The organism is Nocardia sp. BMG51109, from assembly GCF_000526215.1.
In the GTDB taxonomy this organism is placed as follows: Bacteria; Actinomycetota; Actinomycetes; order Mycobacteriales; family Mycobacteriaceae; genus Nocardia.
On record NZ_JAFQ01000004.1, the window covers coordinates 8,089,624 to 8,112,386 of the forward strand.

The window sequence follows — 22,763 nt, forward strand, 5'->3', positions numbered from 1 at the left end:
GAGCGGAGGGCGAGCGCACAGCGTTGCGCGGGTTACGCTCATAACGGGCGGCCGACAACAGCGTGTGCTCACACCGCCCACACCGCAACAACCCGGACAGCAAATAGGTACGGGGTGCGCGGCGGCCCGAGCGGGCCTTGACAGCGAACCGCGCCAGCACCTGATCATGCTCGGCCGGGGTGATGATCGCGGGCCAGATCGCCGGACCGACCACCTCACCGTGATGGGTGCGCAACCCGGCGATACGCCCGGAACACACGATGTTCTTCACGGTGGTCGTCTGCCAGCGTTCAGCCCGCCGGCAGTCGATACGCCTGCTCGTTCAACCACGCGGCCAGCGAACGCATCGATTCCCCGGCGACGGTGCGCCGCACCAGTGCCCGCACAATATCGGCCTCCCCGTCACGCACGGGGATCTGATCGGCCTCGTACCCGAACGGGCGGTTCGGGCCGTGCGGCTTGCCCGCCTGCGCGTTCTGCCTCACCTTCCGCCTGGCACGAGCAGACTTACGGCCGGACTCCTCGGCCGCGAACGCCGCGAAGATCCGCGCATACACCGCCGCCGACCGCACCACCGCCCGAACCGGGGAAACCACCGCCACCACGCCAACGAACTCCTCGCCGAGGTCCTGGCACGCATCCACCGGCGCAACGAGCACGAGCGTCAACAACACCGACGGTGGTTGAGCACCCGTACCACCAACGATGCAGCCTGACCGGAGCCAGGCCGATCCGGCACGGGAGCCAACCCGTACCGCAGGTGCCGACGACCTGGATCTGTTCGGCGAGATGCGGGCGGGCGGTGCGGGGTCGCGAGTTCGTGACCGGCAACGACCTCGAAGTCGGTGCGGCCCAAGGCGTTCATGAGCAATCGGACGCCGCGCTGACCTCGCCGCTCGCATGCATGTAGCGCACGCATCCCTCCGATGCGCAGCGGAACCTTCCGGCCGCTACGGCTGAGCACGATCATGAACCAGCAGAGGGCCTGGAAATACGAATTCCCAGCTGTACGACGCCGCAACAGCCCCGACGAAGGAACGGATACCAGAATGACGACGGCGCCAGAACATCCGATCATGGACATGCCCGGCTTCTACTGCCCGATCGAGCCGGCTATTCATCCCGACACCGCCTCCATCGAGACGAAGGCCCACGGGTGGCTGGCACGGTGGAATTACTTCGACAAGCGCCCGGATCGAGTGCTCGACAGCCGAAGCGCCGAGTTCTACGCCCGGATGGTGCCGCACGGCCAGGCCGACCGATTACAGATCGCGGTCGAATGGACGTACCTGGGTTTCGTATTCGACGACGCATACTGCGACAGCGCTCCCTGGAACACTCGCACCGCCGAGTTCGCGCGGCTCACCGGACGTATCCTGCGCATGCTGGAATCGCCGGGCTCGGACATCCCCGAACCCCACGACTGCATGCGGCCTCTGGCCGACATCGCGCACAAGTTCGCCGAGGTCGGCACTCCCGTGCAATATCGCCGCTGGGTGCTGGCTCACCGGGCCTGGCTGACCGGAGTGCTCTGGCAGATCGGAAACCAGTCCGACGCGTTGATGCCGTCGCTCGACGACTACCTGGCCATGCGGATCAACAGCGCCGCCGGGGAACCCGTCATCGCCATGATCGAACTGGTGACCGGTCCGCAGATCCCGGCGAACGAACTGGACTGTCCCGCAGTGCGGGCGTGCACCGAGATGGCGCAGATGCTGGCCTCTCTGGACAACGACATTCAGTCCTACGCCAAGGACCAGCACCGTAACGAGGCCGACCAGAATATCGTCAACGTGCTCGTGCACCAGTGGCGATGCCCTCGCAGCGAGGCCGTTCGCGGCGCCGTCGCCGTCCGCGATCGCATCATGTGCCGGTTCCTGCAACTGCGTGAGAAGACCACCCGACACCAGTCCGCGCCCACCCGCCGGTATCTGGCGGACCTGGGTCATGTCGTGCGAGGAAATCTCGATTGGGGGTTCAGCACCCCGAGGTACCGGGTGCCGGGTTCCACGCCGCCCGGCAGCTGGGCCGACCGGCCCCACGACACCGGCACCGAACCACCTGCCTCCACGATCGCCTGGTGGTGGGACCGGCACCTATAGCCGACCCGGGATAAACCTCGGCTGCCGAAGGCGTTGCGCCGCAACGCATACTCGCCAGGAATCGAGCATGACGCCCGCGGAGACAATTCGCCGAGTTCCGGCGGTGCCGCTGTTGTCCGCGCCGCTCGGATTCCTCGAATCGCTCCCCCGCCACGGCGATCCGGTCGGTCCGGATCGGCCCCGCGGAGCGCCGGCGGCCCGGCCCGACGATGTCGGAGGGGCCGAGTAACCTCGGCCGGTCGGGGAAACCGTTCGGACGCAGTTGACGAAAGAGGAGGTGCGGCATGTCTTTTGCCGAGTTGGAGAGCGACTTTCTGGAACTCACCCGGGAGATCATCTGGTGCACGATGACCACGGTCGACACCCGCGGTCGGCCGAGATCGAGGGTCGTGCACCCGATCTGGCAGGTTGTCGAGGGGCGTCCGGTGGGTTGGGTAGCGACGGCCAAGACGCCGGTGAAGACGGCGCATCTAGCGGCCAACCCGAACGTGGCGTTCTCGTATTGGAGCCCGGCGCAGCACGTTGTCCTCGGAGAATGTGTGGCGACCTGGACCGAGGAAGCGGACGCGAAGCAGGAGGTGTGGGCGCTGTTCACGACGACTCCGGAGCCGATCGGCTACGACCTGACAAAGTTCGGCGTCACCGGCCCGCAGGATGCCGCATTCACCCCACTCCGCCTGGACCCCTGGCGTGTGCAGGTGCTTCGCGGCGAGGAGTTTCCGACCACCCTCACACCAACGACGTGGAGCGTGTCACGACCGCCCCATGCGGGCGCCGCGGGGGAGGCGTAGGCGCGGCAGACCTAGGGCGGGCACGGTGTGAACCGCGGAAACAGCCTGCCCCGAGGGTGTCTCACGAACGTTCGTTCATGGGCACCTCGGCTCAATAGACGGCCATACGGATCTGTTCGAACTGCCAGGTGAAGAACCCCCCGTTCCAGTCGTCCAAGCATCGGCTCCATTGCTGAACGGCATCCGTAGCCTTCTTGTCGAGGCCGAGTACCCGGCAGACCTCCGGCACGTATTCCTTGAGCAGGTGGTATTGCCCAGCCTTTTCGACAAGGATGTCGAAAACGTGTTGGCTGGCCTCGTCCAGAGTCAATCCCTTGCGGTCTCGCAGGATGAGGACAGCGTTGAAAGGATCACGTGTGGCGTCTTCGCGCCGGTAGGATGCGAGGTCGTTGCCCAGTACACATAGGTCACAGGTCAGGGTGAGAATCTGCGCCAGATGCGGGTTGTGATAAGCACAGGAAGGCACTTCGAACCCGTTAGCGGGTTCATACATGTCGAAGGTCGGCAGAGGACCACCGGACAGGCGGCGGTTCGGAAGGAATGAAGCCAGTTCGGCCGGGGTACTACGTTGGTGCCTCTGGTAGACCTCGGTGAGGTTTGCCCACAGGTAGTCGATCCAGTTCTTCGCCGCTCGATGCCTCCACTCCCAGGACATACCCCGGCTGCTTGCCCGCCAGACGTCGGAGAACATTGCGACCACCGGAATCGAGAGATTCTCCTCCGTGTCCTCGTTCAGCACGTCAACCAGGTTCTGAAGCAATTCTCGGGCCTGCGCCGGCTGGTCCCAGCAGGCGTCGTCCACAATTCGATCGAGGTAGAGGAAGAAGCAGCTCATATCTACGGCAGTGTCATAAGCCGCGCCCCGAGCGGTCGAGAAGGTGTAGGCGATCATCTTGGCCGGTTCGTAGTGCTCGAACCGTCTGCCCATATTCGGCTCGTCGATGGCCCCGTATCGGATCTTCCAAGCCTTCTCACGACGGTAAGCCCGCCCTTTGTCGGGATTGTTCCTGGGCCGGAACCCTAATGTCTCCGCCAGCATAAAACGCACAGATCCCTTCATTTCCACCATGAGAATAGGATTGAGCTGCAGATATCCGCACGGGCAGTACCGTGTCGAATGCAGACTTCAGTTATCCCGCGTCGGCTACCGAAATAGAACCCCACGACGCGCATCATGCCCATGCACGCGCCGCATACCAGGGACGGGACTGTTGCGGGCAATCGTCTCTGCCGGCTGGCCGGTAGTGCGGCAGCCTCAGCCCGGCATCACGGTCATCCCCAGTGCCCCGCAGATCTCCGCTGCCTGCTCGGGAGAGATGATGACACCTCGCAGCATGTGCGGTGCGTTGGTGACCACTCCGGCGAGGTCGGCGCCGCGGAGATCGGCGCGGTAGAGCCGGGTTTCGGAGATATCGACCTGGCGCAGTTTGCAGTCTTCGAACACGGCCTCGCGCAGGTCCGTGCGGTAGAGGTCGGCCTCGCTGAGATCGGAGCCGGTGATGCGCAGGCCGCGGAGGTGGGTCTCGGCCAGGTTGGCCAGTTGCAGGTTGCAGTTCTCGAAACCGAGCGTCACCGCCAGGCCGCGCAGCGATGTGAGATCCGCGCCGGTCATCTTGCAGCCGGAGAACCGGGCCTCCGCCAGCATCGCATCGTTGAATTTCGCCTGGGACAGGTCGACGTTCTCGAACACCGCGCCCGTGAGGTCGGCGCCGGTGAAATCGGCGCGCAGGAAGCTCCCGCCGATGACTTCGGTGTCGTCCAGGCGGCAGTCCCGCAGGGTGGCGTCGTCGAATGTGCACCGGTCGATGACGGCGCCGGCGAGGTCCAGCTCGCTCAGGTCGGCGCCGGCGAAGACGCATCGCCGGAGCGTCACGGTTTCCCGCCCGGCCGTCAGTTCCGCTTGCAGATCTCCGTCCGCGAAATCCACGTCCTCGAATACGTTCATGCTTCGACACTCCGTCGTTCAGTAGTGCTGTAGGCCCGCTGCTGGGTCCGATACAGGCGGGCATAGGTGCCGTCGGAGCGCATCAGCGATTCGTGATCGCCCATCTCGGCGATGCGACGATCCTCGAGGACCACGATCAGGTCGGCCATCCGGACCGTCGAGAAGCGATGCGAGACAAGGACGGTGATCGTGCCGACCGCGCTCGCGGACCGGGCGGCCCGGGCGAAGCTCTCGAACAACGCGTATTCCGTATCCGCGTCGAGGGCCGCCGTCGGTTCGTCCAGGACGACCAGCAGCGGACCGGTCCGCATGAAGCCCCGGGCCAACGCCAGCTTCTGCCACTGGCCGAAACTGACACCGACCCCGTCCGGCCACTGCGGACCGAGCTGCGTGGCCAGTCCGTCGGGAAGGTGTGCGATCACATCGTCGGCGCCGCCCCGGGCGACGGCCCGCTCGACCGCGGCATCGTCGTCCATCGCTGCGAGATCGCCGATGCCGACGGTGGTTCGAGCGGCGAACTCGAACGCCGCGAAATCCTGGAACGCGCCCGATATCCGCCGGCGCCACTGCTCGGTATCGATCCGGTCGAGCGGCACGCCATCGACCTCGATCCGGCCCGCGGTCGGCGCGTAGAACTTCGCCAGCAGCTTGACCAAGGTCGTCTTGCCCGCCCCGTTGTCACCGACCACCGCGATCACGGCACCGGCGGGCAGCGTGAGATCGGCGCCGACCAGCGCCGGTTCGGACGCGCCCGGATACCGGAACTCGATGTCCCGCAGGGTGATTCCGTGGCCGATCCGCTCCGGCGCGGGCAGTTCACCGGGCTCGGCGACCGCCCGGGCATAGTTCTCCAGCCAGAGCAGCCGCCGCGCCGCGTCCAGGAAGACCCCGCGGATGAATCCGACCTCGCCGATGGCCGCGGAGACGTAGTCCGACATCTGGATTCCGGCCGACAGCACCAGCACCACGCCCGCCGCGGACGCCTGCGCGACCTCGACCACATAGAGCAGCATCAGGCCGTAACCACATCCGAACACCGCCCACGCCCCGGCGTTCCAGCCGGCCGATATCGCCCGGGCGCGGCCGATCGGGCGGTACCACTCGGCCCAGGCCGCGGCCCGGTCCCCGGCCAGCCGCGCCCCGATCCCGGCCAGCCGGACATCCTTCCCGGACGCCGGGCTGGTCGCCAGGGAGAACAGGTGGTCGGCCAGCCGATTGTGTACCGCCGCGGTCTCTTCCACGCGGCGCTCCCTGCCGGGCCGCACGATCGCCGCGACGAGCACCGGGATCGCGAAGACCAGCAACAGCGGCAGCAGCGGGTCGACCGTGGCGAGCAACAACATGATCATGATCAGCTGGAAGATCCAGATGGCGCTGATGACGATCGACTCGTACAGGTGGTCGACCATGTAGACCTGCCTGCGCAGCACGGCGAGCCGGTTCAGGTGTTCCGGCCGCTCCTGGTGCTCGATCGTGTCGATCGAGGCGTACAGCCGGGCCACGTGCGTCTCCAGCGAGATCGCCAGCCGATCGCGGAACCGGCGCCCGGCACGCTCGCCCGCGATGCCGAGCAGCCAGCTCGAACACATGGACAGCGCCATGGCCGCTAGGGCCGCATAGACCAGTGCCCACCGCCCCTGCGTGGCTCCGGCGGTCAGCATCCCCAGCCACAGCACGGTGAGCGGGCGGGGAACACCCGCCAGGACCTGGATCACCAGTGACGTGATCATCAGTCGTCGTTCGAACCGGTAGCACAGTCGCATCAGATGCCACATCGCGACCGGGCCGCTCGGCAGGGGAACCTCGGAGCCCGGGTCGCGCGGTCGATCAGTCGAGTACGTCATACAGTCGGCCGTCCTCGTCGTATTCGGTGGCGAACCGGCTCGCCTGGAGTTCGAACCTGCGCCGGTAGTAGCCGTCGGCGGCCATCAGTTCCTCGTGCGTCCCCGACTCCGCGACCGTCCCGTCGACCACGACGGCGATCCGGTCGGCCAGCCGGGCCGTCGAAAACCGGTGGGAGATAAGGATTGTGGTGGTGCCCTCGGTCTCGGCGAGCAGCCGGGAGAACACCGTCGCCTCCCCCGCGATATCCAGATTCGCCGTCGGCTCGTCGAGAATCACCAGGCGCGCGCCCGACCGCAGGCCGCACAGCACGCGGGCGAGGGCCAGGCGTTGCCACTGCCCGCCCGAGAGGTCCGTCCCGCCGGGATAGCCCTTGGCCATCGGAGCCTCCAGATCGGCGAGGTCGTCGGCGCCCGCATCACGCAGCGACGCTCGGATGCGCTCGTCGTCGCATCGGCCGCCGGGGTCGACATTGTCTCGGAGGCTCCGTTCGAAATGGGCGAAATCCTGGAACACCGCGGCGATTCCCCGGCGCCAGTCGTCCACGTCGAGATCGCGCAGATCGGTGCCGTCGACGAGTATCCGGCCGGCGTCCGGATCGTAGAACCGGCACAGCAACTTGATCAGGCTCGTCTTTCCCGCACCGTTCGCCCCGACGATCGCCAGCGACTTTCCCGCCGGGATGCGGAGATTCAGGCCGGTGTAGACCGAGTGCGACGAATGCGGATAGCCGAAGCTCACATCGCGCAGCTCCACCTCCACCCGCCGATCGGGCACCCGCCGCGATCCGGACGGCAACCGGCCGGCCTGCCCCAGTAACGGCTCGAGCCGGTCGACCGCCGCCACGCCGGTCGCGGCATCGTCTGTCGCCCAGCTCAATCCGCCGAATGCGAGCCATTGCACACCGGCGGCCAGCTGCACGGCGGAGACGAGATGCGGCAGCGACCACTGACCGCTCGTGAACAGATAACCCATGAAGCCGAGGACCGCGACATTGCCGGCGATCACCAGGGCGGCCGCGCCGACAACGGGCCGTTCCCGCAACCGTACGGCCCGATACTGGGCGTCGTACAGCTCGAGACGCCACCGGGCGAAGCGGTCCACGACCCAGTCGTGCAGGCCGAAAAGCCGTACCTCCCTGGCGAATTGCGGCTCCATGGCCAGCTGGTAGGCGTATTCGGCGTGCTGCTGAGCCAGATTGACCTCGGCGCTGCCACGGTCCTTCCACACCGAGCTCTCCCGCAACAGCAGGTGTGTCGACGCCCAGACGACGCTCAGCGCGAGCGCCGCCCACCAGCTGTACCAGGCCAGCGTGATCGTGGACACGACACCGACCAGCAGCCGGTGCAGCGAGTCGCGCACGAAGAAGACGGCGAGCGCGAGCGGCGGGCCGCTCGTGTTGCGGTCGACGTCGCGAATCGCGCCCAGCTCGGAATCTTCCAGATGGGCCAGGCCGGTGGGCGCCACGCAGGCGCGCACCAGCCTGTCGTTCAACCAGTTCGAGAGCCGGGCACCGAGGGACATGCTGACGATCGCGTCGGCATGCGGAAGTACCTGCATCAGCAGGAAACAACCGCCGAGCGCGATCAGCGCGGGAACGACCCGCCCCTCGCCCGGATCGTTGATCACGCCGATGACGTGGCCGGTCAGGACGGCGAATATCGCAGGCAGCACCGCACCGACGAGGAGTATGCCCCACCAGAGGACGGTGATCCCCGGCAGCGCGCGCCAGAAGGTGGCGAACAACCCGAGCATCCGCCGGCCGGTACCCATCAGCCACTCACCTCGTTCGCCACTGTGCCGCCGCCGATCCCGAGCGCGCGAGCACGGCCGAAGACCACTCCTGTGTGCATGATCTCCGCCTCGTCCGCGGGAACGTCCAGGACGAAGATCCGGCAGCCCTGCCGCAGATACCGCACGATCTCGGCGGCGACCGTCTCGTAGTCGCCGACGAGGTAGGGACAGAAGGAGCGATAGTTCCGGAAGGGACCGAGCCAGTACGGGCTGCCGAGGCCCGCCGGATGCTCGTCGTGCTCCGAAAGCCGTTCGTGCCACACGGAATCCGAGGCGTTGCGCGCCATGGCGTGGGCGATCCGGCCGCCGCGGTCACGCGGGAACCGCCGGCGGGCGGCGCGCCACGCCAGGTCCGAGGTTTCCCGTGCGACGATGCCGACGCGAACGGCCGACATTCCGGGAACGGCTGCAGCCGTATCGAGCACGGCACCATCATCGGCCGCCGGCTCCGGGTAGCGGACCGGAATCGCGCCGATCTCCGCCGCGGCGGCGAGACCGGACGCCGAGGAGCCGGAGATGAGCATCTCGGGGCGGAACTCGGCGGGGAGCGCGGGCGCCAGCGTGAGGTCCTGCACGCGGTAGTACCTGCCCGCCATGGTCACCGGCTCGTTCCCCGCGAGCAGCCGGGCCACGATCTGCGCGTACTCCGTGAGGCGGCGGTACCGGTCGTCGTGCGGGGTCCGGTCGCCCAATGCCGCCAGGTCGTTCGTGAACCCGCCCGCCACCAGGTTCAGCGCGACGCGCCTGCGGTGCAGCGTGGCGAACGTGGAGATCAGCTTCGCCGCGGTGTACGGATGCTGGTAGGCGGGCTGCACCGCGATCAGCGGGACCAGCCGCTCGGTGGCGCGCAGCATCTCCGACGCCACCAGCCACGGGTCCGCGGTGGAGTTGTCCGTGTAGACGAGCGCGCCCTCATGGCCGGCGTTCTCGCACCATCTCGCGATCCGGTGGATGCGCTTCAGGTAGTCGCTCTCGTCCGGCGTCCAGTAGGGGCAGGTCGAAAAGACCCGGAATTCGATTGGGCGGCTGGCGTTCACTGCCTCTCCCCTCCCGGCGTGGGCTGCGGCGACCGGACTTCCGGACGCGTCCCGGCCCCCAAGGTCTGTTCGATCGTCGCGCTGAGCCGCGCGAAGGAAGAGAAGGCGCTCGACGTCAAATCCTGATCGGATATTTCGATACCGAAGTGCTCCTCGATATCGACCAGCAGGCGAACCGTCTCGAGCGAACCCAGGCCCAGTTTCGAGAGATCGGCCGCGCGGTCGAGAGGGGCCGCCGTGTCCACGCCCTCCAGATGCATGATGACGATCTTCTCCAATCGGCGTTCCCACTCGCCGGGTTCTTCGTCCATGACGTCCACTTTCGTATTACGCTCCGAGCCGATCTCGAGAATCGATGTGGCGCCGCGCGCCGAGGATGCTCCGCACCCCAGGACGACCAGCGTCGCTCCCGATTCCCCGATATTGTCGAATATCCGCCGCTCCGTGTCGGCGTCGATCGCGTTCGTAGCCTCGTCGAGTATCAGAAGGTGCGGCTTCTTCACCAGCGCACGCGCCAGGGCTATCCGCTGGCGCTGTCCGTAGGAAATTCCTGAGCCCCCGTCCCCGAGAATAGTATCGTATTTCATGGGCAGCGCCCGGACGAATTCGTCGATCTGCGCCGTTCGACCGGCCTCGCGCACATCCTCCGGGGCCGCATCGGCATGACCGAGCCGAATATTCTCGGCGATCGTTCCCGACATCAGGACGCTGTTCTGATCGACGTATCCGATGCCCTTCCGGAACTCCGCGGAATCCAGTTCGGCCAGATTCCTGTCATCGATGAATATCTTCCCGCCGGTCGGTACCAGCAGACCCGACAGCAGCATCCCGATCGTCGATTTACCGGATCCGGAGGGGCCGGTGACCGCCAGCACGGAACCGGCGTCGACCTGTGCGCTCACCCCGCGAACCGCCGGCTCGACGGCACCCGGATAGCTGAACGACACGTCCTCGAGACGGACCGCGGGCGGCCCCGCCAACCGGCCGGACGCCGTGCCTGCCGGATCGGCGGGGTATTCCGGCAGGTCCTTCATCCGGATCAGATGCGGGCCGAGGTCGAGCAGCACCGTCGCCGCGGACGACAGGTTCGACAGCGCGAGGAACAGGCCGGTACTCGCGGTGGCCAGCGCGACCGCGGCGGCCGGACTCGAACGCCCGTCGGCGGCGGATACCAGGCCGACGAGAAGTATCGTCAGCGGAACGCCGAACTGCATCGCGGACAGGAAGGCCGACATCGTTCCGGAGAATCGCCGCTGCCGCGCCTCGGCCGCCATTTCTCCCGCGAACGAATCCGCCCATCCGGCGTACACGCTGTCCTCCGCGCCGAGCGCCTTGATCGACCGCATCGCCGTGAATATCTCGTGCACCTCGCCGGACACCCGGGCCCGGGCGCCGTAGACGTGTGCGGCCAGATATCTCCGACGCGACCAGGTGAGCCCGATTCCGGCGACGAAAATCAGCAGAGCGGCCAGGACCACCAGGCCCAGCCATATGTCGTGGAAGGCGACCACCGCGCCGAATCCCAGCACGAGCGCTACGTCGAATACCGCGCCCACCGTCGTCACGGAAACGACCTGCCGCAGATGCGCTGCAGCGTGCAGTTGCCGGCTCGAGGCACTGGGATGCCAGGTGGTGAAGAATCCGATCGGCAATCGCAGCAGGCGGGTCATCACACCCTGCGCGGTCTGCTTTTCGACGACGCTCTGGCCCGCGAGAATCAGGCGCGAGCGAACTGCCTGCAACCCGGCGTACGACAGTATCGCACCCGCCAGGAGGCCGCCCGGGAGCCACGGGCCGACGGAGCCGGTCGACGGGCGTCGCCCGATCAGCCATCCCAGGGCCAGGGGAAATGCGAGGGTGTAGGCGAGCAGAATCGCGGAGACGGCGAGGACCGGCAGCCACGTGCTCGCGGGTGGAGAGAATTCCGCGACGACACCCAGTCGGCGGAGGCCGTGCCGCCACCGGCCGCGGCGGCCCGCGGGTGCGTCGCGGGGCACGAATTCGAGTGCGATGCCGGTGAATTCGTCGTCCACGCGGTTCAGCGCCACCGTTCGCCGGCCCATCGCGGGATCGACGATGACGAGATGCGACCTCGTCACTCGCTCGAGGACGACGTAGTGGTCGAACCGCCAGAACAGCACGGCGCCGGGAGCCAGCAGGCGAAGCCCTCGCACATCGCACCGGACGCCACGGCCGTTCAGGCCGTGCCGCCGTGCGACACGCAACAGGACCGACGCCGACGTACCGTTTCTCCCCCCGTCGGCCTCCGTGCGGATCCGGTCGAACGGGACGTCGATGCCGTGACCGGCCAGCACCATACGAAGGCATGCGGGGCCGCAGTCGCTGTGGCCCGCCTGCGGGTAGAAGGGAATGCGCAGGCGCTGTCGCCGGTTCATCCGGCGACCAGCCGCTGCACGAGGCGGTCGGCGTCCGCCGGCGAAAAACTCTCGGCGTTCGGGGACGCGGTGAGCACGAACGAGTTTCCGGTGTCGGTGACGTGCACGCCGACCGGCCGCAACGACGCCATCGGCGGGAGCGACAGGTTGCTCGATTCGAGCGCGGAGGTGTCGTCCGGCTCGGCGGGTGCTGCTTCATCGGCGAAGTCATCAGCGAATTCATGGACGAACTCATGGACGAAATCGAAATGCGGGAACGGGCGCTGCCGGATTCCCCGTTCCTCCTCGAGCCGGCGCAGCGCGATGCTGTCCACGTTCTGATGGGCCGCTGCCCGCATCAGCTTGGCGCCGACCCGGCGGTGCCAAGCATCGTCGTCCAGGTCGAGCACGAGCGGCCGGACCGTCGAGAACATTCCGATCTGCCGGCCGAAACCTCGTGGCCGGGAACCGAAATGCGTATCGATGAGGCACGGCCCCGGCCGATGATCTCGCCATACCTCGAGCAGGCGGCGCAGGAAGACGGTTGCGGCTCCCCAGCTTTCGCCGGCACCGGAGTCCCGGATCTTGCGGTAGTCGTCACCCGCGACGGTCGCGGAGCGCAGGAAGACCGGGGCGGCGGTGTGCGGGTCACGGCTTCCGAATGCTTCGGGGAGAAGGCCCAATTCGCGCTTCCAGTATCGACGAGCGGCCCGCTCCTCCGGTTCGGTCGGCAGCGTCGCCTCGACCGCCGCGCGATACCGATCCGGCGCGAAGGCAGGCTCGATGCCGCGGGAGAAGTCCAGCACGGCGTCTCGGAGCATCGCGATCACCGCCTTGACGGAATATCCGTCCAAGGCCGCGGAGCGCAGGGAGATCGCCAGGCAGTGCCTGCCCCGCGCGATCTTGACGACCCTGAAGTAGTACACGCCGCGGCGGCTCGGATCCCATTCCGTCGCGTCCCTGCGGAGGAGCGTATCGATATAGCGCCGTGCGCGATCCTCGTCGGCGTCCGCCACGTCCAGCAGTTCCATCGCGATATCCCCGGCGTCGCAGGGCAGCACTTCCTGCTCGTACCCGTTCTCGGCCGAACCGGAGAATCGCAACCGCAGCGCGGCGTGACCTTCGACCACGGCCGTTACCCCGTGCACGATGTGATCGGCACGCACGGCGGGCGAAAACGTCAAGGTCGCTCCGAGCGCGAATCCGGAACGGCCGTCTCGCTCCTGAGATCGGAGAACGTCGGCCTGACCGGACGTGACCGGAAAATACATTGCCATACCTATCATCGGGGCCGACTCTGGACGCCGCAGCGCAGCGCCCAGAGCCTTCAGCGCGGACCGTTGCCGCTATTCCTTACGACGCATCCACCTCCGGCGGGCAGAAGCCGATGCCGCCGACAACGGCGTCGAGCTCGCTCTCCTCGAGAGTTTCGATCGTCACCTTCTTGAACTGGGAATCCATTATTCACCTCCTTTCACTGGTTTCAGTGGGTCGCCGGGCGACCGCTCGCCGTCAATCGCCGGACGGCGATGTGAGGACGCGTGCGGTCGCCCTGAGTTCGTAGAACGAGTCGGCCGGCTGAAAGAAACTTCTGTGCACGTCACCCCAGCGGGTGAACAGGCCGACCAACCGGCGTTCGATATGATCACGCGGCTCGTTCTCGCCTCTCGACGCGATGAGCGCCGCCAGCAAGGGTTCGACGGGGACCCAATCACCGCCTGATCGGAACTCGAGCCATGAATGTTGAGTGCAATACGGAATGGCAACCAACAGCCCGGTGGATACCCGGGACTCGATTCCATTCGCGTTACTCAGCCGTTCCAAATGGTAGGCGAACGATCTGCAATTGGCGAGCCGGAGACCTTCGAATATCTCGATATCCTGCTCCAGGCATTCGGGTAGGTAGACGTACCGCAGGTCCTCGTATCGGTCCAGCAGTGCGCGACCGGGCGAGGTCGGCCGGCCTTCGCGGCCGGCGAGCCGGACCACGTGTTCCGCCGAGACGAAATCCCCGTCGAAGATAGGGCGGCCGACCGTCCCGTCGGGCCGCCACGCGCGGATGATTTCCGGGTCGGCGGCGTACTCGTCGGCGATGTTGGCCTGGAGCGTGATGGCCACCCGCAGCTCCCCGGAAGCGTGCAACCGGGCGGCGGTACGCAGCCAGTACCGCATCGCGAGTACGTGCGGAGACTTCATATCGAGGTACAGCGACAGCGTTCTCAGCATCTTCCTCGAGTAGACCTTCACGCCGTCCACCCGCTCGTACCGGATGCCCTTGTTCTCCAGGTCGCGCAGTGCGGACTCATCGAAACCGTATGAACTCGCGATTCCGGGCGTGACCGTGAAATCGTCGAAGAAACTCTCGATTTCACACAGTCGCTCGAATACGTCCGCCGCACGACTCGTCAGATCATCTGACATGCTCCGTACATCCTCGAATCAGAGAGAGTTGTCGAGACACAGTGCGCTGCGCACCTCCGCCGGCCACTGCGCGAGGACCGGGCCGTGCGCGTGGGCGAGCGCCAGGGTGATGCGTTCCAAGCCGAATGCCGCACACGCGGTGTGGGCCTGGGCGCCGTCCACCCGGATGGTGAACGCGGTGCCGAAATGGTCCTTGTGATAGTTCAGGCTCGCCACGGCCTGGTCTTTCCGATCGGCGACGGCGACCCGCAGCTCCCACTTGAGTTCCTGCTCGAGCTGCGAGGCGCGCATCAGGCGCGCGGCGTCACCGAAGAACGGATCGTCGGCGGCCTCGACGGATACCGCCAGCCCGAGCGAGGTCAGCCGGCCGACCGCCCGGGTCACCCATCGGTCGCGCCAGTCGAGGCAGTCGTCCGGGGTCGAGATCCGCACGAACTCACGCATCCGGAAGCTCCGCAACCGTCCCGGTTCCTGCCGGGCCTCGTGCCGGTAGCAATACGATTCCGCGGTCAGTTCGACCGCCGTATCCAGCTTTTCGTTCTCGAACAGCGGATACAGGTGATAACACGTGGCGGGCAGAACCGCGAGATCGCTGATCTCCTGATCGTCGTGCCACCGGCCGACGCGGGTCAGCTCGCGCCAGCGATGCCGATCGCCGGTGAACGAGTGAATCGTCCCCAGCAGGTTCGGAAATGCGTCGACATAACCCCCTCGCTCCAGGAGCCGCCTCGAAATGACCGGCGGTACGGCGACGGGGACCGGCTCCGGCCCCGCACATTTCAGGAGATAATTTCGCAGGCCCGCGACAACCGCATCGAACTCGCCGTTGCCGAGCCCGATTCCGGGAACTCCGGTGGCGACCAATTCGGTCCGACCGGAACCGGCCGCAATATTCGAGTGCACCGGTTTATTGTTCCGCCGATGCTCATTCCTTCAAACAGCGATCGGATCGAACGAGTTGCGTGACGGCTCCGGCCGAACCGTGCATATCTTCGAGAACGGTGACCACACGCGCGGCGTCGGCGGCCGGGCGCAGGTCGGGCCCGCCCCGGACGCCCCGGACGAACTCGCCCAGCGCGAGCTCGATGGGTGTCCCCGGCGCCGATTTCGCGGTCCGGGAAAGCAGACTGCGCCGCCGATCCTCGACCAGCCACGCCGACAGAGTGCGATCCGACTCCTCCAGGCGGAGGCTGCCTCGCTCGCCGGTGATGACCAGCGCGCGACGCTTGCCGCGGCTGAGCCAGCACGCGTGCAGCCGTACCTCGATCCCCGCCGGCGCCCGCGCGGTCAGCGCCACGCACCCGGCCACCGGCCCGTTCCCCGTCTCCCGGCAGTCCTCGACGTGCAGGCCCGGGCCGTCGCCGAGGATGCCCAGCCGCACCAGGACGGCGACATCGTGGATCGCCAGATCCCACAGCGCGTTCACGTCGTAGCGGACCGGCCCGTCGGCCGCGCGCTCGATCGACACCGCGACCACCTCGCCGATCGCGTCGCGGTCCAAAGCCGCACCCAGCGCGGCGATCTCGCGGCTCCACCAGTACTGGTGATCGACGGTCACCATGAGGTTCCGGTCGCGAGCGAGCCGCAGCAGTTCGGTGGCGTGCCGGGTGGTCAGCGTGAACGGCTTCTCGGTGAAGACGTGTTTGCCCGCCGACAAGGCCTGCCGTATCGGGCCGTCGTGCGCCGAGGCCGTGGTCGCGACGATCACCGCATCGATTCGCGGGTCGGCCACGGCCGCGTCGAGGTCGCTCCCGCACGGTATCGACGCGGGACCGGCGAAATCTGCTGCGCCGCAACGGATGTCGACGACGCGGGTGATCCGGAGGCCGTCCACCCGGCTCGCGATGTCGAGCAGGCGGGCGCCCCAGTAGCCGTATCCGACCAGGGCCGCGGTGACGGGGCGGGTGCTACCCATGGTGATCGTCATCCTTCTCTTGCGCGGATCAGGTGGAAGGGCTCGGCGGCCTCCACGCCGATGACGGACCCCCACGACTCCGCCGACGCGCGCAGGGCACGGGCGGACCGGGGATGTGGCCAGTCGCGGTTCTCGGTGGTGTAGCAGGAGAACGCGCGCAGCTTCGCGTCGATCTCGGCGCCGATATCGACGAACCAGGTTGGGGCGAAGGTGTTCTCCGACGCCGGGGTCCATTCGTTACTCGACAGCGGTGCGTAGGTCAGGAAGCGCCGGACCCGGCTCCCCGGCCGCGGGCGGGTGGCCACCGCGGCAGACTCGAACACGGCGCGGTGGTCCCGGTTCAGGTCCGGGTGCACGCTGTAGACGGTGTCCGCTCCGGTCCGGTCCAGGGCCTGCTCGACGACCCGGTTGACCTCGACATGCGCCACGGTGTCGAGCCGCATATCGGGGAGCTCGCCCGCGATCCGGTGGTGGACGCCCAGCGTTTCCAGCGCGGACCGGGCCTCCCGGTACTTCAGCTCGGCGATGTCCGGGCGGCCGGGATACTGCGTGCTGCTCCCGTCGGTCACCCACAGCACCGTGACCTCGTCGCCCTTCTTCGCGTGGCGCGCGATCGTGCCTCCCATGCCGAGGATCTCGTCATCGGGATGAGCCGCCACCACCAGCACCTGTCTCGGCATCGTTCGTCCTGCCCTCTCGTTGTCGATGCAGCCGATCCAGCAGCGCGTCGGCCGGATCGCGTTCGGACCGCATCGCGGCGCGTGCGGCGCGCAGTCGCGCCTTCATCGTGTGACCGCCGATCGCGGCGTCGACGGCACCGAGGAGTTCCTCGGGGGCCGGGGCACTTCCCAGATCGACACCGAGTCCGTGCGCGGCGAGGGCGGCGGCGTTGCGTCGCCCGTCCGGCCACTGGGTCGTCATCACCGAGGGCACGGCCGCGCGCAGCGCCGCCACCAGGGTCCCCATACCGCCGTGGTTGACCGACACGTCAGCGTATTGCAGGACTTCCCGCAGGTCGGCCCGGGCCACGAGGCGAGCGCCCGGTCCCGTCTCGAGCGCGGGCATGCGCCCGCCGATCACGAGCAGGCGGTACCGCCCGCGGCCGGCGTGCTCGACCAGCCGCCGCAGCGGCTCGGGAAGTGCCCTCGCCCAGCCGTCGCCGAGCGAGCAGACGACGACGGGGAGACCGCTGTCGACGAGAAACCGCTTGGTCGGCTCGTCGAGCTGCCACCGCCGCGGACCGTAATAGTCGGGATATCCGGCGATCTCGAAGGTCCGGGGCAGCGCCGTCGGCGCCGTCGCCAGCGGTCCCGCGGCCAGCACCAGCCCACCGGCCCGATCCACCCGGGCGAAGGTCGCCTCCCCCGGCTCGGCGCCCAGCCCGAGATCTCGCCGGGCGGCGGCGATTCCGGGCAGCACGAGCCGGTCGACGATCCTGACCCGTCGTTCCTCCGACCGTGCGCGCATGCCGCTCGCGGTCCGGGTGTCGAACGCGGAGGGCATCGACATGCCGAGGAAGGTCGCCGTCACCGGGGCGCCGATCAGTTCACCGCCCAGGGCCGCGCCGATGTGCAGGGCCGGGGACACGATGGCATCCGGCCGCGGCCGCAACCCCGCCAGCGCGGTGGCGAACGGCCGGGCACTGCGCAGCGACGCCTCGAAATAGAGCCGATCGGTCGTCCATTCGGTGCTCGGCGTCGCCGGCCCGGCGGGTACGTTCTCGAAGACGTGCGCGCACTGGCTTCCGGTGCCCACCGGCAGGAACGGGAGTCCGGCGTCTTCGACATCCGATGCGTACTCGTCGTACTCCAGCACGGTCACCCGGTGCCGCCGCGCGAGAAGGGCGCGCGCCATGCCCAGCAGCGGGTACAGGTCACCCCTGGTCCCCTGGCCGAGCACGACGATATTCATCCGGCGGCGCCGATCACGGTGGCTCCGATCGCGGTGGCGACGTTGCGGGTGTCGACGATCGGCGCGGGGCAGTTCCGCAGCGCCGCCCAGTCCACCGCGTCGTGCGCGGTGACCACCGCGACGCAGTCGTAGGCCGCGGCCGTCGCGGCGGTGAGCGGGACCGACCGGAGCGGGCCGGAGGCGGTCCGCACGACCGGTACGTGGGGATCGTGGTAGTCCACGTCGATTCCGGATTCGGTCAGCGTGCGCAGGATGGCGAGGGCCGGGGACTCCCGGGTGTCGCCGACGTTCGCCTTGTAGGCGACGCCGATCAACAGCACGCGGGCGGGCCCGTCCGTCGCCGCACCGGCGAGCCGCTGCCGGATGCGGCGGGCGATGACCGACGGCCGGGCGTTGTTGGCGGCGATCGCCGAATCCAGAACGGGAGTCTCCAGGTGGCGGGAGCTCGCGAGGTGTGCCAGATAGGTCGCGTCCACGGGGATGCAGTGCCCGCCGGCTCCCGGACCGGGGTCGAGACCGTGGTAGCCGAACGGTTTGGTCCGGCAGGCCGCGCTGACCTCCCAGGGATCGAGACCTAGTGAGACACACAGGGTCTCGTTCTCGTTCGCGAACGCGATATTGATCAGCCGCCAGCTGTTCTCGTACACCTTGGCCATCTCGGCGGCGCCGGTGCTCGACATCGGCCACACCGTGTCCACGATCGTGCGGTAGAACTCCGTGACCGCCTTCAGGCATTCGTCGGTGCACCCGGACACCAGCTTGGGAGTGGTTTTCATCGTCCAGTCGCGGCGGCCCGGATCGATGCGTTCCGGAGAGAATCCGACGAACAGGTCGATACCGGGCGTCCAGCCGGCCTCGAGGAAGGGCGGCAGGAAGATGTTCTCCGTGGTTCCGGGATAGGACGTGCTCTCCAGGACGACGACCGCGTTCCGGGTGACCACCGCGGCGATCGCCCGTGCGGCCTTGTCGATATCGGACGTGTCCGGCCGGCCGTCGGCGTCCAGCGGGGTCGGGACCGCGACGATCCACAGCTCGGCGGTGGGGGCCGCCTCGATGCTGTCGTAGAGCTCGACCGCGCCGTCCGCGATGGCGCGGCGGATATCCGCCCACTCGTCGGGGTGTCGCCGCGCGCGGAGGTCATCGCGCGGCGCGCGCAGATCGGCGATCCGCCGCACGTCGTTGTCGATCGCCGCCACCCGGTGGCCGGCCGACATCGCCGCCAGGCATATCTCCGCGCCGACGTAGCCCACCCCGACGACGTTCACTGTGATGACTTCGGTGGATGGCACGGCCATATCAGTCCGACTCTCCGGCTACGACCCTCGACGGGGATTCGATGATGGTTCCGATCGCCGTCGCCAGCGGTGTGGCGCACCGGCAGCCGACCAGCTGCCGCAATCGGGTGGTGTCCGGGACCCGGCGGGCGATATCCCTGGTCCCGCGGCCGTGGACACGGTCGTAGGACTCGTGGCGAACCGTCGACGACGATCCGGTCAGCCGGATCACCAGCCGGGCCAGGTCGCCGATCGAGGTCTCCTGGTCGCTGCCGATGTTGATGGTGTGCCCGTACGCCGACGACGTCGTGAGACCGGCGGCGATCGCTCGTACCGCGTCGCCGACGAAGGTGAAGCTGCGCGTCTGCCGTCCGTCCCCGTACACGACGATCGGCCGGTCCCGCTGGGCCCACCCGACGAATCGCGGTACCACCGACCCGTACCGGCCGGACTGGCGCACCCCGATGGTGTTGAACAGCCTGCCGATCACCACGGGTGCCCCGGTCCGGCGCGCGTAGTCGTTGACGAGCAGCTCGCCGGTTCCCTTACCGAACGCGTAGGACGATCGCGGGTTGGTGGGCGGCGCGATGATGATGTCGGCCTCCTCGGCGAGCGGCTGGACGCCCGAATCCCCATAGATCTCGCTCGTCGAGGCGAAGAACAGCGGCGCGCGGATCTCGTCGACCACCGCGAGCATCGTCCGGGTCGCCTGCACCACTTCGCGAATCGTCCGTTCCGGATGCTGTTCGACATACAGCGCGCCGACCCGGCCGGCCAGATGGAAAACGTGCGTGGCCCCGGCCGCCGCCGACCGGACGAGACGTTCGTCGAGCACCGAGCCCTCCGTGAACGCGAAGTCCCGCGACAGCAGCGGCCCGCGCAGGTTCTCCACGGTTCCCGACGAGAAATCGTCGAGTCCCCGCACCCGCCACCCGGCGGCGAGCAGGTACTCGACCAGGTGCGAACCGATGAAGCCCGCCGCGCCCGTGACCAATGCCGTTGTCCGGGAACCCGAATCCGTCACGGTCATGTCAGCACCCGCGCGAGTTCGGCCGGGCCGATCGAGGTTCTGACGAATTGAAATGTCTCGCCGTATGCGCAACCGGCCTGACTACCGCGGAACCGCGCCAACCCGCTCAGTGCCTCGGGCGTGCGCGGACCCGGTAACTCGGTATTCCTGGAGGGCATCTCGCCGAACGCGTCCAGCTTGGTGTGCATGGACTCGGTGATATCGACGGTCCAGTGCGGAGTGAATCCCGGCTCCGCCCCGGGCACGTTCCAGTAGGTTTCCGAAATCGTCTCGTACATCGCGGTCAGGCGGATTTCCCGGCCGTTGCGGTAGGGGCGCGTCGCCACGACCGCCGATTCGAACACGACCCGGTGATCGATATGGCGGTCCGGAAAGGGAAGCAAGACGACCTCCGGCCGTATCTCGTCCATCACTCGCTGCATGCGACCGTTCAGCTCCGCGACCGGAACCTGGTTCACCGCCGTGGTGGGGTAGTCGAAGAAGATCGATTCGTGCACCCCCAGGACCTGGTGGGCGTGCTGTGCCTCGCGCTGGATCATGAGTCGATCCCCCGCCGCGAACTGGGGCTCCAGTTCGGAGCAGACCGTGACGACGGTGACCGCCGCGCCCGCGCGGGCGAACAACGCGATTGTCCCGCCCGCACCGAGGCACTCGTCGTCGGTATGCGGAGCGACTACGACAACTCTCGTCACAGACGGTTCCTCTCTGCCGGTTTCCGCCGAAATATCGGCTCGTGAATCCATTCGGATGATTGATGAAGATACAGCCCGTCCTACGTACGCTCCAGTTCCGTAACTGACATCGGAAACCTTCGGAGCATCCCTTGAACATCGCCGATTTCCTGCACCGCCCGAATCGCGAGTCGATTGCCATTTCCGGTGCGGACGGTACGTCGACCTATGGACAATTACTCGACGACGTGGCACGCCTGTCGACCGCATACCGTGCGATGAAACAGACTCCGGGTGATCGAATCGGCATCGTTCAGTCCGACACCGCGGCTCACATACTCACATATTTTTCGGCGGTCGCCGGAGGATATGTCGCCGTCTCGGTGAACCCGAAATCCACGGTGGCGGAAATGTCGCGGGCCTTCGAGGCGACCCGGCCGGGCGTCGTTGTCGCCGAGGCGGCCGCGGTGCCCCGGGTGCGCCACGCGCTGTCGCGGCTGTCCGGCCCGGTCGAGCTGATCAGCGACACACCGGCCGACGGAGTCGCCTCGATCCCGGAGATCCTGGCCGCGACCGCACCGGCGGGCGAGGCGATCGTCTCGATGTGGTCCGGCGACCCGGCCTCGATTCTGTTCACCTCGGGCAGCACCGGCCGGCCGAAGGGCGTGGTGCTCACCCACGGGAACGTCGTCTGGGCGGCGCGGGCCAAAGCGGCCCGGATGCGCCCCACCGAGCGAGACGCCGTCGCCCTGATAGCCCCGATGCATCACGCCTACGGCCAGAACGCCGTGCTCAACGCCGCCTTCTCCGGAGGGGCTACCGTGATACTGCTGAATCCGCGCCGGCGCGGGCAGTTGGTCGCGGACCTGGCCGGTTACGAGGTCACCGCGCTGCCGAGCGTGCCCGCCGTATTCCGCCTGCTGCTCGATCTCGGAGCCGGGCGGGACCTGCTCCCCCGGCTCCGCTACGCCCTGTCGGCCGCGGCCCCGCTGCCCCGCCGGACCGCCGAGACCTGGCTGGACCGATTCGGGTTCCCGCTGCACGAGGGGTACGGGCTCACCGAGACCTCACCGTGCGCGCTGTACAACGATCAGCGGACCTGTTCGCCCGGTTCGCTGGGCAGGCCGTACGAGGGCGTCCGCACGAGAATCGTCGACGACGCCGGGCACGAGGTGCCGGACGGCGACATCGGCGAGCTGCTGATCTCCGGCCCGAACGTCATGCGCGGCTATTTCGAGAGTCCCGCCGACACCGCCGAGCGAATCGTGCACGGCTGGTTGCGGACCGGAGATCAGGTACGCCGGGACGAGCACGGTGATCATTGGTTCGCGGGCCGGAAGAAGAACATCATCATCGTGTCCGGGGCCACCGTGTATCCGGGCGAGGTGGAGTCGGTCCTGCGGGATCATCCGGCGGTGGCCGACGCGGTCGTGGTCGGCCGCCCCCACCCGGTTGTCGGCGAGACCGTCACGGCCGTCGTCCAGCTCCGGGACTCGGCGGCGGAGGCGGGCGTGGTCTCCGAACTGCGCACGCTCTGCGACCGGCGGCTCGCCGCATACAAGCGGCCGGCCTCGATACGGATCGCCGCCATTCCGTTGCTCGCCTCGGGCAAGCCGGACCTGGAACGGCTCCGGCGGCACGGCCCGCAATAGTTC

General features: G+C 67.8%; 19 protein-coding genes. 3 read left to right on the plus strand and 16 right to left on the minus strand.

Annotated elements, in window-relative coordinates:
* Window positions 1–290 precede the first annotated feature (290 nt).
* Window positions 291–674: a hypothetical protein gene (locus tag D892_RS49915; RefSeq protein WP_024806294.1), complete on the minus strand. Its 384-nt coding sequence runs from the start codon at window positions 672–674 to the stop codon at window positions 291–293.
* Window positions 675–1,049: 375 nt separating this feature from the next.
* Here D892_RS49915 and D892_RS0138160 point away from each other — a divergent pair, with 375 nt between their 5' ends.
* Entirely contained in the window at window positions 1,050–2,102 is a 1,053-nt protein-coding gene (locus D892_RS0138160; protein WP_036567782.1) for a terpene synthase family protein, read from the plus strand.
* A 284-nt stretch (window positions 2,103–2,386) separates the two neighbouring features.
* Complete coding sequence (locus D892_RS0138170) at window positions 2,387–2,893, plus strand: pyridoxamine 5'-phosphate oxidase family protein (protein WP_024806296.1); 507 nt, start codon at window positions 2,387–2,389, stop codon at window positions 2,891–2,893.
* A gap of 91 nt (window positions 2,894–2,984) precedes the next feature.
* On the opposite strand, the gene D892_RS0138175 is transcribed toward D892_RS0138170, so the two are convergent.
* From D892_RS0138175 to D892_RS0138250, 15 genes are all read right to left on the minus strand, one after another.
* On the minus strand, window positions 2,985–3,962 hold the full coding sequence (locus D892_RS0138175) for a terpene synthase family protein (RefSeq protein ID WP_156959880.1): 978 nt from the start codon (window positions 3,960–3,962) through the stop codon (window positions 2,985–2,987).
* Between the two features lie 186 nt (window positions 3,963–4,148).
* Window positions 4,149–4,838, minus strand: coding sequence for a pentapeptide repeat-containing protein (locus tag D892_RS0138180; RefSeq protein WP_024806298.1), 690 nt, complete (start codon window positions 4,836–4,838; stop codon window positions 4,149–4,151).
* A complete protein-coding gene (locus tag D892_RS0138185; protein ID WP_024806299.1) occupies window positions 4,835–6,682 on the minus strand; it encodes an ABC transporter ATP-binding protein in 1,848 nt (615 codons plus the stop codon). Before D892_RS0138185 ends, D892_RS0138180 begins: the two co-directional genes overlap by 4 nt.
* Window positions 6,666–8,453 (minus strand): ABC transporter ATP-binding protein, encoded by a 1,788-nt coding sequence (locus D892_RS0138190; protein ID WP_024806300.1) that lies wholly within the window; start codon window positions 8,451–8,453, stop codon window positions 6,666–6,668. The genes D892_RS0138185 and D892_RS0138190 overlap by 17 nt, the downstream gene beginning before the upstream one ends.
* On the minus strand, window positions 8,453–9,511 hold the full coding sequence (locus D892_RS0138195; RefSeq protein WP_024806301.1) for an LLM class flavin-dependent oxidoreductase: 1,059 nt from the start codon (window positions 9,509–9,511) through the stop codon (window positions 8,453–8,455). Before D892_RS0138195 ends, D892_RS0138190 begins: the two co-directional genes overlap by 1 nt.
* The gene (locus D892_RS0138200) at window positions 9,508–11,907 is read right to left on the minus strand and encodes an ATP-binding cassette domain-containing protein (protein WP_084161399.1); all 2,400 of its coding nucleotides are present in this window, start codon (window positions 11,905–11,907) and stop codon (window positions 9,508–9,510) included. Before D892_RS0138200 ends, D892_RS0138195 begins: the two co-directional genes overlap by 4 nt.
* On the minus strand, window positions 11,904–13,070 hold the full coding sequence (locus tag D892_RS0138205; RefSeq protein ID WP_198037093.1) for a hypothetical protein: 1,167 nt from the start codon (window positions 13,068–13,070) through the stop codon (window positions 11,904–11,906). The genes D892_RS0138200 and D892_RS0138205 overlap by 4 nt, the downstream gene beginning before the upstream one ends.
* Window positions 13,071–13,398: 328 nt before the next feature.
* Complete coding sequence (locus D892_RS0138215; protein ID WP_024806304.1) at window positions 13,399–14,307, minus strand: transglutaminase domain-containing protein; 909 nt, start codon at window positions 14,305–14,307, stop codon at window positions 13,399–13,401.
* A gap of 18 nt (window positions 14,308–14,325) precedes the next feature.
* Window positions 14,326–15,210, minus strand: a complete 885-nt coding sequence (locus D892_RS0138220) for an aminoacyl--tRNA ligase-related protein (protein WP_024806305.1) — start codon at window positions 15,208–15,210, stop codon at window positions 14,326–14,328.
* 22 nt (window positions 15,211–15,232) lie between these two features.
* Complete coding sequence (locus D892_RS44330) at window positions 15,233–16,222, minus strand: Gfo/Idh/MocA family protein (protein WP_198037094.1); 990 nt, start codon at window positions 16,220–16,222, stop codon at window positions 15,233–15,235.
* Between the two features lie 8 nt (window positions 16,223–16,230).
* Window positions 16,231–16,902 carry a PIG-L deacetylase family protein gene (locus tag D892_RS0138230; RefSeq protein ID WP_024806307.1) on the minus strand — a complete coding sequence of 224 codons (672 nt, stop codon included), beginning with the start codon at window positions 16,900–16,902 and terminating at the stop codon, window positions 16,231–16,233.
* The gene (locus tag D892_RS0138235; protein ID WP_024806308.1) at window positions 16,862–18,133 is read right to left on the minus strand and encodes a glycosyltransferase; all 1,272 of its coding nucleotides are present in this window, start codon (window positions 18,131–18,133) and stop codon (window positions 16,862–16,864) included. The genes D892_RS0138230 and D892_RS0138235 overlap by 41 nt, the downstream gene beginning before the upstream one ends.
* Entirely contained in the window at window positions 18,130–19,422 is a 1,293-nt protein-coding gene (locus D892_RS0138240; RefSeq protein ID WP_198037095.1) for a nucleotide sugar dehydrogenase, read from the minus strand. Before D892_RS0138240 ends, D892_RS0138235 begins: the two co-directional genes overlap by 4 nt.
* A 7-nt stretch (window positions 19,423–19,429) precedes the next feature.
* The gene (locus tag D892_RS0138245; RefSeq protein ID WP_024806310.1) at window positions 19,430–20,437 is read right to left on the minus strand and encodes an NAD(P)-dependent oxidoreductase; all 1,008 of its coding nucleotides are present in this window, start codon (window positions 20,435–20,437) and stop codon (window positions 19,430–19,432) included.
* Window positions 20,434–21,129 carry a PIG-L deacetylase family protein gene (locus D892_RS0138250; RefSeq protein WP_024806311.1) on the minus strand — a complete coding sequence of 232 codons (696 nt, stop codon included), beginning with the start codon at window positions 21,127–21,129 and terminating at the stop codon, window positions 20,434–20,436. The genes D892_RS0138245 and D892_RS0138250 overlap by 4 nt, the downstream gene beginning before the upstream one ends.
* Window positions 21,130–21,260: 131 nt before the next feature.
* Between D892_RS0138250 and D892_RS43160 the strand changes: the two genes are divergently transcribed.
* Window positions 21,261–22,760, plus strand: coding sequence for a class I adenylate-forming enzyme family protein (locus D892_RS43160; RefSeq protein ID WP_024806312.1), 1,500 nt, complete (start codon window positions 21,261–21,263; stop codon window positions 22,758–22,760).
* The last annotated feature ends 3 nt before the right edge of the window (window positions 22,761–22,763 follow it).

Coding starts and splice junctions, on each gene's coding strand:
- D892_RS0138160 (WP_036567782.1), top strand. CDS start 1,050: ATGACGACGGCGCCAGAACATCCGATCATGGACATGCCCGGCTTCTAC.
- D892_RS0138170 (WP_024806296.1), top strand. CDS start 2,387: ATGTCTTTTGCCGAGTTGGAGAGCGACTTTCTGGAACTCACCCGGGAG.
- D892_RS0138175 (WP_156959880.1), bottom strand. CDS start 3,962: ATGGTGGAAATGAAGGGATCTGTGCGTTTTATGCTGGCGGAGACATTA.
- D892_RS0138180 (WP_024806298.1), bottom strand. CDS start 4,838: ATGAACGTATTCGAGGACGTGGATTTCGCGGACGGAGATCTGCAAGCG.
- D892_RS0138185 (WP_024806299.1), bottom strand. CDS start 6,682: ATGACGTACTCGACTGATCGACCGCGCGACCCGGGCTCCGAGGTTCCC.
- D892_RS0138190 (WP_024806300.1), bottom strand. CDS start 8,453: ATGGGTACCGGCCGGCGGATGCTCGGGTTGTTCGCCACCTTCTGGCGC.
- D892_RS0138200 (WP_084161399.1), bottom strand. CDS start 11,907: ATGAACCGGCGACAGCGCCTGCGCATTCCCTTCTACCCGCAGGCGGGC.
- D892_RS0138215 (WP_024806304.1), bottom strand. CDS start 14,307: ATGTCAGATGATCTGACGAGTCGTGCGGCGGACGTATTCGAGCGACTG.
- D892_RS44330 (WP_198037094.1), bottom strand. CDS start 16,222: ATGGGTAGCACCCGCCCCGTCACCGCGGCCCTGGTCGGATACGGCTAC.
- D892_RS0138230 (WP_024806307.1), bottom strand. CDS start 16,902: ATGCCGAGACAGGTGCTGGTGGTGGCGGCTCATCCCGATGACGAGATC.
- D892_RS0138235 (WP_024806308.1), bottom strand. CDS start 18,133: ATGAATATCGTCGTGCTCGGCCAGGGGACCAGGGGTGACCTGTACCCG.
- D892_RS0138245 (WP_024806310.1), bottom strand. CDS start 20,437: ATGACCGTGACGGATTCGGGTTCCCGGACAACGGCATTGGTCACGGGC.